The sequence below is a fragment of the Pseudomonas fluorescens genome, from assembly GCF_902497855.1.
Classification (GTDB): Bacteria; Pseudomonadota; Gammaproteobacteria; order Pseudomonadales; family Pseudomonadaceae; genus Aquipseudomonas; species Aquipseudomonas fluorescens_BI.
Window position 1 is genome coordinate 99,123 of record NZ_CABVHU010000001.1, and the last position, 12,241, is coordinate 111,363.

Below are 12,241 nucleotides of genomic sequence, written 5' to 3' on the forward strand. Positions count from 1 at the left end.
GCGCGCGGATCGTACCCGCCGCCCAGATGATCCACTCAATTCACCGAAGTGTGCCCACTTGCACATTACGTCGGGCAGTGAGGTTGGCAGGCCTGACCCTCAGCAACGATACCAGTGCCGGCATGAGCACTAACGCCCCTACCATGTTCCATACAAACAGCAGGACCAACAACAGCCCCATGTCCGCCTGGAACTTCAACGACGAGAACGCCCAGGTACTCACCCCCAGGGCCAGGGTGATGCCGGTGAAGGCTACGGATGTCCCTGTGGTTTTCAGTGTTTCGAAGTAGGCCTGACGCAGTTCCATGCCTTGTCGCAGAAAACTTTCCATGCGGCTGTAGAGGTAAATGCCGTAGTCGACGCCGATGCCGACACCCAGGGCGATCACGGGCAGGGTGGCGATCTTCACCCCCAGGCCCATCTTCGCCATCACCGCTTCGCACAGCACGGTCGAGAGGTACAGGGGCGCCATCAGGGCGAAGGTGACCTTCAGCGATTTGAACTCCCACAGCACCACCAGCGAGATGATCACGAACACCAGCACCAGCATCAGCTTTTCGGAATGCTTTATGACGCTGTTGGTCGCGGCTTCGATGCCGGCATTACCGGCGGCCTGAAGCACCTCGAACTGGCCGCCGGCATAGTCTTGACTGAAACGTTCGACGGCCTCGCCGACCCGGCTGAGCGTCTGGGCCTTGTGGTCGCGCAGGTAAAGGCTGATGGGCACCATGCTGCAGTCGCTGTCGACCTGTTCGGCCGGCACGCCGGAGCGGGCGTTGTTCATCACATAGGGATCGCGAGACAGCTCTGCCCATTTCGGGTTGCCTTCGTTACGGGCGACGATATTGAAGCGCATGGTGTCGTACAGCGATTGCACCGACTCCACACCTTCGACTTCACGCAACTGCTGTGCGAGTTGATGGGCGAGGTCCGCGGCGGTAAAGCGTGAACATTGCTCCGCCGCCGTCTTGAACATCAGCACATAGACATCGGTGCTGGTGGTGTAGTGGGCGAGCAGGTAGGCGTTGTCCTGATTGTAGCGGGCCTGGGGCCGAAACTCCGGGGCTCCGCCGTCGAGGTCGCCGATCTTCAGGTCCTGACGCGCCTGGTAACCCATGGCCAGCAGCACCAGGCAGACCAGCACCAGCGGCACGGCGAAGCGCGGTTCGACGACCGCGGCAAGGCGCCGGAACACCGGCCAGGAAGCCTTGGCCCGAGCGTGCTGGCGGGCTGTGGCGCGGGGGCTGACGCCGACATAGGACATGAGCAATGGCAGCAGGAACATCTTGGTAAAGATGGCGACGAACACGCCGATGCTGGCGGTGATCGCCAGTTGCTTGATCACGCCGATATCGATCACCAGCAGGGTGATGAAACCCACAGCATCGGCCAGCAGCGCCATGGTGCCGGGAATGAACAGCGCCCGGAAAGTGCGTCGCGACGCTTCTATCGGCCCGTGGCCCTGGGCCGTTTCACTGACCATCAGGTTGATGTTCTGCACCGCATGGCTGATGCCGATGGCGAAAATCAGGAAGGGCACCAGGATCGAGTAGGGGTCCAGGCCGTAGCCCAGCAGGCTGAGGATGCCCAGTTGACACACAACGGTGAGCAGGCAGGTGAAGACGGTGATCGAGGTGCTGCGCCAGCACCGGCAATAGGCATAAAGCAGGGCACTGATCAGCACCACGGTGAAGGCGAAGAACAGGGCAATGTTCGCCGCTGCCGCCAGCAAATCACCAATGATCTGTGCAAAGCCGATCACCCGGATGGTCACGCCCCGGGCCGAGAAGTGCTCGCGAACCTGCTGGTCCAGGGCCTGGCTGAAAGCGCCATAGTCCAGGGGCTGACCGGTTTGTGGGTCGGCATCCAGCAGCGGCACACGGATGATGGTCGAGCGCAGGTCATTGGCCACCAGGCTGCCAGGCATGTTGGCGCGCTGGATGTTCTGCCGCACTTGGGCCAGGGCCTTCGGGCTGCCATCGTAGCCGTCGGGAATGACCCGGCCGCTGCGCACCCCCTCGGTGGTGACTTCGGACCACACGGCATTGGGGGTCCACAATGATTTGAGCTTGCCGCGGTCAACTCCGGGAATATAAAAGACCTTGTCGGTGACCTCGCGCAGGGTTTGCAGAAACGCCGGGGTGAAGATTTCCCCCTCGGGGTTTTCAACGATGATGCGCAGTACGTTGCTTTGCGGGCGCAGCACATCCTCGAAGCGCAGGTAGTTCTGGATGTACGGGTGACTGGTTGGGATCATTCGCGTGAAACTGGCGTCCGCCTTGAGCGACAGGGCCTTGTAGCCCAGCAGCAGCGAGACCAGCAGGAACAGTATCAGCACGGCGACGCGGTGGTGGAACAGCCCCCGCTCCAGTGCGTTCATCAAGCGTGACTCGGGGATGTCCAGTTGCAGACGGTGTTTGGCCTGGACGGTCATTGCAGGTACTCCTTGAACTCGTCACGCCCGAGCAGGCGCAAGCCGCGATTGCCGACCAGCGCCAGGGTCCCGTCGGATAAAGTCGCTGCGCCCAGCCACACGGCCTTGTTGCGCGGTTGTAGAACGCGGAAATGCTCCAGGTCCTTGCTGTACAGCAGGCCCGCCTGGCCGGTGAGTAACACACTGTTGTCGGCCAGTTGCTCGGCGCCATACAGGTGGGTAGGACTCGACAGCGTGGCGGCCCGCCAGTGCTGGCCGTCGTCCTGGCTGCTGAACAGCGCGCCACCGAAACCCATGGCCAGAACCTGGCCATCGCGCAATTGAATCAGTTTGTACAGCGAGGCCAGCGTTAGTACTTGCGCCGGTTGCCACTGGCCGGCGGATTGGTGATACAGCCGTCCGCCTTCTCCGGCAATCAGCAGGTCGCCGTTGGCCAGGCCCACGACAGTGTTCAGGTGCAGGCGATCGGGGTTGTCGAGGCCGGCAATATAAGCCCAGGTGCTGCCGCCATCGGTGGTGTGCAGCACGGTGCCGTAGGCGCCGACTACCCAGCCTTCGCGGGCGTTGCGAAACCATACATCCAGCAGGGGGCGAGAGGGCCCGGCTTCGGCGCCGGCGCTGATGTCATCGAGGGTGAAGCGGGCGCTCTCCAGTGCCTGTTCGTCAGTCGAGGGCGCGGCCTGCAGATGCGCGACTTCGCCTTGCGCCCATTCGAGCATCAACCCATTGACGGTTCTGCCGTCCAGTTGCCGGGTCCAGGAGGCGCCGCCATCGTCGCTGTGCAGCACCACACCGTCATGACCCACTGCCCAACCGTACTGATCGTCGACGAAATGCACGGCGGTCAGCAGCAGGTCTACGGGTACCCTGGCCTGGTCGACCTGGCCATCGGCCTTGCGCACAAGGATATGACCCTCGGCACCGACCATGATCAGGCGATCCGCCAGCGGCTGCACATCCAGCAAAGGGGCCTGCTGTGCCTTGGCAGTCAGGCGTGACGGACGTTCGAGGCGGTCTGCCAGGGGCGCCGCCCAGGCGACGGTCGACAGCAGGCAGGTACTCAGGCTCAAGGCAAGGCCACAGCAGGCAAAGTCAGGCATCTTCATCGCACAAATCTCAAAAGCGGAGGAGAGGATGGCCACAAAGGCCATCCCCAGGGCGCAGTGGTGGGTTCAGCGACCCGAGCGGCGCAGTGCCGACGGGCTGAAGTCAGTCAGCTTGGCGGTGAGGCCGAAGGTCGCGCTGCGCTCTTCGTTTTCCAGGCCATAGACCACATAACGGCGCGCCTGCAGGTCGTAGATCACTTCGCTGATATGGATCGCCGACAGCACGTCGTAGCGTTGCAGGCTGTGAGCTTCCTGCACCCGCCACAGTTCGCCGCGACCGTCATAGAGGTCGGCCGCGAGAATGCTCCAGCTGTCCTCGTCGACATAGAACACCCGTTTGGCATAGATGTGCCGCTCGCTCGGCTTCAAGGTCGCCTCGACGACCCAGACCCGGTGCATTTCGTAGCGCAGCAAATCCTGGTCGAGATGGTTGGCCTGGATGATGTCCTTGTACTTGAGGCTGCGGCTGGCCAGCTTGTAGGTGTTATAGGGCACGAGCATTTCTTTCTTGCCCGTAAGCTTCCAGTCGTACTTGTCCGTCGCGCCGTTGTACATGTCGATGGTGTCGTAGGTGCGCAGGCCGTCGGAGGTGCCCAGCGGCGAGTCATAGGCCGCTTCCGGCGCGCGCAGTACGCGACGTTGCCCCGGATTGTAGGTCCAGGCCAGGCGCGCTTCACGGGTCTGGTCGATGGGTTCGTGGATCAGGGTCTGGCCGCCAGCCACGCTTTCCGGCGACGTCACCTTGCCCAGGTAGTAGTAGAGCCGGTTGGGCTCCGGGTTGCCCATGGCGGAGGCCATGACGGCTTTGACCTCGCGCCGGATCGGGGTGAAGTTGCCGTTGCTTTGCACCACCATCTCGGTGGGGTAGTACTGATAGCCACCGGTGCGGTAGCGCACGAAATGATTGAACAACACTTCCACGCCGGTCTTGGGAACGGGGAAGGGCACGCTGCTTTTTTCGTAGCCGGCCAGTCCGTTGTTGTCGGCGGTGAGGCTGACCTCGGAGGCCTCTTTGCGGATCTGCGCATACTCGCTCTGCGGCAGGGCCGCGGTGCGGTGGCTCGGGTACACGGGCATCGAGAAGTCCGTGTACTTGGCCAGCATGGCCTGGTACCCATGGCTGAGGTGCGCCGCATATTGTTTGAAGTTGCTGGCATTGATGGTGTACAGGGGTTTCTCGCCGGCAAAGGGGTCGACATAGCCCTGACCGGGGTTGGAACCGGCCGGGGCCTGGGTCAGGCCGCCGGTCCAGGCCGGAATGCTGCCGTCGGCGTTGCCGGCTTTCTCGGCACCGGTGGGGGTCAGGTCCTGGCCCAGGCGGGCGACCTCGGCGCTGTCCAGTTTAGCCATGGCGGAGAGGCTGATAAGGCTGAGGACGCTGCCCAATGCGGCAGCGCGAAGCAGAGTGGTGTTCATGGTAGACCTCACGTTCAGAAACCCATGCGCAGGCTGAGGGAGACAAAATCCTTGTCGGTGGCGGCAAAGGGGGTATTGCCGCTGCCCGACCAGGACAGTTCTGCAGCGTATTTCTGCAGGTAATCGAATTTGGCGCCGACCGAGCCCAGCAGGCGGTCCTCGGCGAACACACCGTCGTACGACCAGCCCTTGATGTCCTGGCCGAACGCGACAAAGGGCGAGACGTTGACTCCGGCCAGCAGCCCCGGGTAGTTCAGCTGCGCGCGCAGGCGGTAACCCCAGGCAAACCGGCTGGTGTAGCCATCGCTGGAGCAGGCGAGCTTGCGGTACTTGGCTTCGCTCCCCAGTGCACAACCTGTTGCGTTGCCATTGGCCAGGTCGGAACCGAAGGTGTCAGCCCTGGCATAACGGCGCTCATCGAGGCCGGGCAGGTCGTGCATGTACTTCATGCCCACTTCGCCGATCAGGTTGAGGCTGTCGGCACCCAGCACTTGGGGGATGGATTTGAGCGCACCCAGCGACAATTGCGAGATCTTGCGGCGGTCATAACCGTTGTAGTCCGAACCCGGGGTGGCATTGATGGCATCCTGGCCGAGGGTGATGTTCTGGCCGATCAGCTGGCCGAGCTGAGTGGGGTTGCCGGCGAAGGCTGGAATCAAATCACCGGTGGCCAGTTGGACGGGTTGGTTAGGACGAAAGCTGTATTCGCCAAATACTGACGTGCCCCACAGGTTGGTTGAGAAGCTCAAGCCGTAGATGCGTATGTCTTCGGGAAAGTCGGCGAAGTAGCGGCCATTGGTGGATTGCTGTCCAGGCAACCAGCCGGCTCCGGGGCCCGGTCGCAGGTCGGTGATCAGGCTGGAGTAGGGCGTGCGCGAGTGGATGTTCATGGCGTAGGCACCGAACTCGGTGTCGATGCTGTCGGCAAAGTAGCGCAAGGCCAGGCCGAACTGGCCGGCGTTGGAGGGTTCGTTGTCGCCGGCACGCTGGATGATCAGGTCGTTGGCAAAACTGGCGGGGTCGTTGGCGCCCCCCCGTGGCACACCGAAGCAGCCTTCGGGCATGAAGTCATTGGTCGAGAAGTAGGTGCCGCAACCTTCCAGCACGGTGCGGCGCCACTGCAACTGGTAGAAGGCTTCCATATTGAGATTGTCCGTCAGGCCCAGGTTGGCGTAGAGCATCGGCACCGGCAGCAATGCCTCCTTGACCTGGGAACCCGGGCGGCGCAGGGCGGCGACGTCGATCGGGTTGATGGCGTTGATGCCGTTCTGGAAGTACAGGCCCTCGCCCCAGTTGATCACCTGGTTGCCGACCCGTGCGTTGAGCGGATGGTCGGCGAGGGTGAAGTCACCGAACACGTAGGCGTCAAGCAGGGCCAGCCCCTGAAACTTGGCCAACTCATCGAAGTGGCTGTCGTCCAGTTTGCTGTTGGCCTTGTAGCCGTTGGACGAATGCCCAAAGTCCACTTCGCGGTTGCTCAAGGTGTAGTCGTACCAGGCCTTGCCGCGAATGAAGGCGCCGTAGTTGCGCCAGTTGAGCTCCATCTCGCCCAGCAGGGTGACGGGTGAAGACACCAGGTTACGCTTGCGGAAGTTCAGGCGCCCGTCATCGCCGGTGCGCCCGCCGCTGGCATTGAAATCCCCGGGCTTGCCGTAGCCAATGGCATTGGCGTTGCCCTGGAAGATGTTGTCGGCGCCGGGTTTCTCTGCGCTCCACAGGCCGCCGATGCTCAGGCTGCCGTTGTAGCGGCCGCTGACCTCGCCCAAGTTGAATTCGGCGGCGCTGGCATAGCTGCACAGGGCACAGGCCAGGGGCGTCAGCAGAAAAGTCGCCAATGAGTGGCGGTTGGGTAATTTCGTGTGGCGGGCTCGTTGGGAGCTCATGGCGGCTGCCTCTTGATTATTGTTATAGGAAGACCGGCAGCACCGGGCCCAGCATCGGCCAGGTGCTGTTGAATCGACTGGGGTAAGGGCGACCGACCCGGTGGGCCGGCTGCGGAGTGTTGCGCTACAGCACGGCTGGAAGCAGGGCACTGACCATGCTGTTGAACGCGGCAGTGGTATCCGCCGCCTGGCGCGTGCTCACGGGGGCTGCTGCCGCGCTGGTGGCACGGGGTGCCATGTCCGGCGCTGAAGACATCTTGACGATCACCAGCTCGCGCCTGGGGTTGATGTAGATGCGCTGGCCAAAACGCCCGGCGGCTTCGACTGAACCGTCGCCATCGTTCTTCTGGTACCAGTAATCCCGATAGGCATAACCGTCGCGGTCTTTGCCTTTGGGGCTCTGGGCAATCAAGGCCTGGTTGTCGTTGGGTTTGAGGGCCAGGTGCACCGCTTGGGCGAAAGGCGAGGTGCGATCGTTGTCTCGCCAGGCCAGGCGTATGGCTTCGGCGAAGCGCGCAGCATCGCGCAGGGTGCTGCTCAAACCGCCGCTGGCCATTTCCGTGCCCAGGGTATCGACCTGGCTGTAGGCATCGTCTTCGGCGAACTGCGACCAGATTCGCTCCGTCACCAAGGCCGACCAGCTCTTGCCGGTGACCCGGCGCATCGCCCAGGCCACGGCTTCCGGCGAGCCGTTCTGGTAGTACCAGATCGGCGTGGCGCTGGCTTGCGCGGGCAGAGTGGCGGCCTGCAGGAAGCTGTAGATGTTGTCGGGCATGTCCGCCTGGCGCGGCACGATGCCAGCGGCGGCAAACAGGCCGATGTCCGGCGGCACTCTGGCGGGATAGACCGCCTCCACCTGCATGTCCAGGTTTTGCTGCACGGTCGCTTCGCCGAACGGCGTGCCGGCCAGTTCCGGTACATAACTGGACAGCTTGGCGTCCGGGGCCAGCTTGCCCTCGACGATCAGTCCGGCGGCGAGCAGGCCGGTCAATGACTTGGTCATCGAGGCCCAGATGTGTGGCTGCTCGGGGCTGAACGAATCGAAGTAGCGCTCGTATACCCGCTTGCCGCGGTGCAAGACGATAAATCCGTCGGTGAACGTCGCCTGCAGATACTCGGGCAGCGACAGCGACTGCTCACCGACAGTGAATGTCAACTGATCCAGTTCCACCGACGTTCCCGCTGCCAGGGCCAGGGGGCTGGGTGCACGGCGAATACCGGTGGTGGGCGTCATGGCCCGGGCGTTACGCAAGGCCCAGCGCAGGTTGGGCAGTTCGAAGGCATTCTGCCTGGTCACGCGCTTATCCATCGCTGGCGGAAAGCCCTGCATCACGCCCAGGCGGACCGGGTCACTGGTCTCGGCGGCGGCCAGGCACTGGCCACTGACAAGGGCCAGCAACAGCGCAGGCAACAGCCGTTTGCAAGTGGATGAAGGTTCAGGGGTTGTGCAGCTCATTGTTGTTATCTCCTGGCGGTACAACGTGAGGGGAGCGCCTGGCCCCTGCATCGCAGCTCGATGGCGAGCTGACATTGATCTCAGTCTGAGAGCGCGATATATCTGTGCGCAATGCATCAACAGCTATAGATCCATAGCCAAGAGGAATGTCATGGACGTACGTGACCTGGAATACATCATCGCGGTCCAGCAGTGCGGGACGGTGGGCAAGGCAGCGGAACAGCTGGGTATTACTCAACCTTCGCTGACCAAGGCGGTGCGTCGTGTCGAGACCCGATTGGGGGTCATGTTGTTCGAACGCACCTCCACCGGCATGCGCCTGACCCAGGCTGGAGAGTTGTTCCTGGCCCGCGCCCAGCGCTTGACCCGCGACTTCGACGATGCCTTGGCCGAGATGCGCAGCATCCGCAGCGGTGAACAGGGTGGGGTTCGCCTGGGGTACTCGCCGTCGCTACCCGACGCGTTGGTGGTTGCCAGTTGCCGCCGGCTGCTGCGTGAACGGCCGGCGGCACGCTTGCGCATGCGCAGGCGCCTGGCCAGCGAGTTGCTGGAACTGCTGCGCGATGGCGAGATCGACGTGGCGGTGATGCCGGTTTCGGCGGCCACCGAGGGCTTCGACACCCAGGTGCTGTATGAGGATTGCCTGGCGGTGGTGGCCGATGCCCGGCACCCGCTGGTGGCCAGGGATCGAGTGCAACTCAGTGACCTGCACGATCAGCAATGGCTGTTGCCGGAAGGCCACATCAGCATTCGCCAGGCACTGGACAATGCGTTTATCAAGCAAGGCCTGGCACCCCCGACGCTGCGTATCGAAGCCGATTTCAGCAGCGAAGCGCTGTTCGAACTGATCGTCGGCACTCCGACCCTGACCCTTTCACGCTGCGGGCGGATGACCCGGGCCGCCGGGCTTGCCCCCTTGAACCTGGACCTGGGCGGCCTCGATCTGCGCCGGCGCATTGGCCTGATCACCCGGCCCGGTGGCTACCTGTCGCCGGTGAGCAACCGGCTGATCGAACTGTTCAAGGACGAGGCCTGCGAGCGCAATATCCAAGAGTGGCTGTAGGCGCAGCCATCCCATTTTGTTATGGGGGACCGCTCAAGAGTTGTATTGGCGGGCTTTTTTTCTCCACTTGTAAGATCGGCGCACCCCGTTCTACTTCGGAGAATAAAAAGTGAACCTTGGAAAAATACTGAGCCGAAGTGCGCGTTACTGGCCGCATAACGAAGCAGTGGTCGACAGCCGCCAGCGGCTGACCTACGCGCAACTTGAAGCGCGCAGCAACCGCCTGGCGTCCGGCTTGTTGAAACTTGGGCTGGCGCCTGGCGCCCATGTGGCGATCCTGGCGATGAACCGCGTCGAACTGGTCGAGGCGGAGGTGGCCTTCTACAAGGCCTCCATGGTCAAGGTGCCGATCAATGCACGTTTGTCGCCCGAAGAAATCGTGCGCGTGCTGGACGATTCACGCAGCGTCGCGGTCATCACCGGCAGTGCAGCGGCCAAGGCCCTGGCGGCCAACCGCGCAGCGCTGCCGCACTTGAAATGGATTATCGTGCTGGCCGATGAGGGCGGTGATATTCCCTATCGCGAAGTGCTCGACATGGGCGATGCGTGCGCGTTCAACAGCGACCCGGACGATGAGGCCCTGGCGGTACTGCACTACACCTCCGGCAGCTCCGGTGTACTGAAGGCAGCAATGCTGACCTTTGGCAATCGTAAGGCGCTGGTACGCAAGAGCCTCGCCAGTCCGGTGCGCGGTGCCGGTCCCGATGATGTCATGGCCCATGTCGGGCCGATCACCCATGCCAGCGGAATGCAGATCATGCCGCTGCTGGCGGTGGGCGCCTGCAATCTGCTGATCGAGCGTTACGACGATGAACTGCTGTTGCGCACCATCGAGCAAGAGCGGGTGACGCGTTTGTTCCTGGTGCCGGCGATGGTCAATCGCCTGGTCAACGTCGAGGGCGTCGAACGCTTCGACCTGAGCAGCCTGCGCCTGGTGATGTACGGCGCCGCCCCCATGGCCCCGGCCCTGGTGGAGCGCGCCATCGAGGTGTTCGGGCCCATCCTGGCCCAGGGTTATGGCGCAGGTGAAACCTGTTCCCTGGTGACCGTGCTGACCGAGCAGGATCACCTGATCAAGGATGGCGACACACGCCTGTTGTCCTCTTGCGGGCGCTGCTATTTCGAGACTGACCTTCGGGTGGTCAACGAAGCGTTCGAGGACATTCAGCCCGGCGAGATCGGCGAGATCGTGGTCAAGGGCGACGACATCATGCAGGGCTACTGGCAGGCGCCGGAACTCACTGCCGAAGTCATGAAGGACGGTTACTACCTCACCGGTGACCTGGCCACGGTCGATGAGCTGGGCTACGTATTCATCGTCGACCGCAAGAAGGAAATGATCATTTCCGGCGGCTTCAATATTTACCCCACCGAAGTCGAACAAGTGCTCTATCGCCTGCCCGAAGTATTCGAGGCCGCCGTGGTCGGCGTGCCGGACGAACAATGGGGCGAGGCGGTGAAAGCCGTGGTGGTGCTCAAACCAGGGGCGCACCTCACCGAGACGCAAGTCATCGACTTCTGCGCGCAGAACCTGGCCGGCTTCAAGAAGCCGCGCAGCGTCGACTTCATCGATGAACTGCCAAAGAACCCCAACGGTAAAATCGTGCGCCGGGTGGTTCGCGATAGTTACTGGAAAAACACTCAGCGCAAGATCTGACGCCGCAGGAGCAGTACCGAAATGATCGAACCAAGCGAAAAAGCCCAACGCATCATCAGCGACATGCAAACCTTCATCCGCGATGAAATCATTCCGCTGGAGAAGAAAGAAAACCTGCAATGGGGCGAAGCGCACCCACGGGCAATTCTCGCCGATGTCTGGAAGCGTTCCTGCGAACTGGGTTTCTACAATGTCATGCTCCCGGAACACCTCGGCGGTGCTGGCCTGAGCGTGGTCGACCTGTGCGCGGTCAAAGAGGCGGCGATTCTTACCGGCTCGATGCTTGCGCCTCATGTATTGGGCGAGCTGAGCGGCCCGCCACGGGTGGGTCACCTGTTCAAGGTGGCCAGCGACGTGCAGGTAGAGAAATTCCTGAAACCGGTGTGCCGGGCCGAGAAGGCGGTGTGTTTTGCCCTGACCGAAGCCGAGGCCGGCTCCGATGCCAGCGCGATCAAGACCAGCGCCCGGCTTGACGGCGATCACTATGTACTCAATGGCGCCAAGCGCTACATCTCCGGCGCCCCCTACGCCGGCATCGCAGTGCTCCTGGCGGTGACCGGACCGGGGCAGGGTGCGGGCGGCATCTCGGCATTCTTCATCGATCTCAAGGGGCCGGGTGTGCAGATCGACGCTGATTACCAGGTGATGTCCGGCGCCGGCAGCCACGGCAATATCGAACTCAAGGACGTGCGGGTACCGGTGCAAAACCGTATCGGCGAGGAGGGGGCGGGTTTCAAACTGGCCATGGGACGCATCACCCTCAATCGCCTGCTGCATTGCCCGACCATGCTCGGCATGGCCGGCCTGGCACTGAACCTGTCGATTGACTATGCCCGCACCCGCACCCAGTTCGGCAAGCCGATCGCCATGTTCCAGGCGGTCAATCACATGATCGCCGACATGGCCACCGAGTTGCTGGCGGCGCGCAGCATGCTGTACGCCACGGCGGCGCTCAACGATGCTGGTGGCGACATTCGCACCCAGGCGCCGATGTGCAAGCTGTATGCCTCGGAGGCGGCATTTCGCATCGTCGATCGTGCCGTGCAAGTGCATGGCGGCGCCGGTCTGATTCGCGGCAATCCGGTGGAGTGGATGTTCCGTGCCACCCGCATGATGCGTATTCTCACCGGCACCAGCGAGATCCAGCGCAACACCATCGCCAAGGGCATCCTCATGCCTGGCTGAGCCCATGAACCTTGCGCCCGCCAATAGGCGGGCGACTTTTA

The 12,241-nt window shown here is 62.7% G+C and carries 8 protein-coding genes; 3 read left to right on the plus strand and 5 right to left on the minus strand.

What is annotated here, in order from left to right; all coding sequences use genetic code 11:
* Positions 1-40 precede the first annotated feature (40 nt).
* The 5 genes from F8N96_RS00465 to F8N96_RS00485 form a co-directional block, all read right to left on the minus strand.
* Complete coding sequence (locus F8N96_RS00465; protein ID WP_150796092.1) at positions 41-2,434, minus strand: efflux RND transporter permease subunit; 2,394 nt, start codon at positions 2,432-2,434, stop codon at positions 41-43.
* Complete coding sequence (locus tag F8N96_RS00470) at positions 2,431-3,540, minus strand: YCF48-related protein (protein ID WP_150796093.1); 1,110 nt, start codon at positions 3,538-3,540, stop codon at positions 2,431-2,433. Before F8N96_RS00470 ends, F8N96_RS00465 begins: the two co-directional genes overlap by 4 nt.
* Before the next feature lie 66 nt (positions 3,541-3,606).
* Positions 3,607-4,956 (minus strand): DUF1329 domain-containing protein, encoded by a 1,350-nt coding sequence (locus F8N96_RS00475; RefSeq protein WP_150796094.1) that lies wholly within the window; start codon positions 4,954-4,956, stop codon positions 3,607-3,609.
* A gap of 14 nt (positions 4,957-4,970) precedes the next feature.
* A complete protein-coding gene (locus F8N96_RS00480) occupies positions 4,971-6,839 on the minus strand; it encodes a DUF1302 domain-containing protein (protein WP_150796095.1) in 1,869 nt (622 codons plus the stop codon).
* Positions 6,840-6,963: 124 nt separating this feature from the next.
* On the minus strand, positions 6,964-8,295 hold the full coding sequence (locus F8N96_RS00485; RefSeq protein WP_150796096.1) for a serine hydrolase domain-containing protein: 1,332 nt from the start codon (positions 8,293-8,295) through the stop codon (positions 6,964-6,966).
* 151 nt (positions 8,296-8,446) lie between these two features.
* Between F8N96_RS00485 and F8N96_RS00490 the strand changes: the two genes are divergently transcribed.
* The 3 genes from F8N96_RS00490 to F8N96_RS00500 all read left to right on the plus strand — a co-directional run bounded on the left by F8N96_RS00490 (position 8,447) and on the right by F8N96_RS00500 (position 12,200).
* Positions 8,447-9,358: a LysR family transcriptional regulator gene (locus F8N96_RS00490; protein ID WP_150796097.1), complete on the plus strand. Its 912-nt coding sequence runs from the start codon at positions 8,447-8,449 to the stop codon at positions 9,356-9,358.
* Between the two features lie 109 nt (positions 9,359-9,467).
* Positions 9,468-11,015: an AMP-binding protein gene (locus tag F8N96_RS00495; protein ID WP_150796098.1), complete on the plus strand. Its 1,548-nt coding sequence runs from the start codon at positions 9,468-9,470 to the stop codon at positions 11,013-11,015.
* Between the two features lie 21 nt (positions 11,016-11,036).
* Positions 11,037-12,200, plus strand: coding sequence for an acyl-CoA dehydrogenase family protein (locus F8N96_RS00500; protein WP_150796099.1), 1,164 nt, complete (start codon positions 11,037-11,039; stop codon positions 12,198-12,200).
* The last annotated feature ends 41 nt before the right edge of the window (positions 12,201-12,241 follow it).

Bases quoted from the DNA above. Each gene is read 5' to 3' on its own strand.
- F8N96_RS00465 (WP_150796092.1), bottom strand. From the start codon at position 2,434: ATGACCGTCCAGGCCAAACACCGTCTGCAACTGGACATCCCCGAGTCA.
- F8N96_RS00470 (WP_150796093.1), bottom strand. From the start codon at position 3,540: ATGAAGATGCCTGACTTTGCCTGCTGTGGCCTTGCCTTGAGCCTGAGT.
- F8N96_RS00475 (WP_150796094.1), bottom strand. From the start codon at position 4,956: ATGAACACCACTCTGCTTCGCGCTGCCGCATTGGGCAGCGTCCTCAGC.
- F8N96_RS00480 (WP_150796095.1), bottom strand. From the start codon at position 6,839: ATGAGCTCCCAACGAGCCCGCCACACGAAATTACCCAACCGCCACTCA.
- F8N96_RS00485 (WP_150796096.1), bottom strand. From the start codon at position 8,295: ATGAGCTGCACAACCCCTGAACCTTCATCCACTTGCAAACGGCTGTTG.
- F8N96_RS00490 (WP_150796097.1), top strand. From the start codon at position 8,447: ATGGACGTACGTGACCTGGAATACATCATCGCGGTCCAGCAGTGCGGG.
- F8N96_RS00500 (WP_150796099.1), top strand. From the start codon at position 11,037: ATGATCGAACCAAGCGAAAAAGCCCAACGCATCATCAGCGACATGCAA.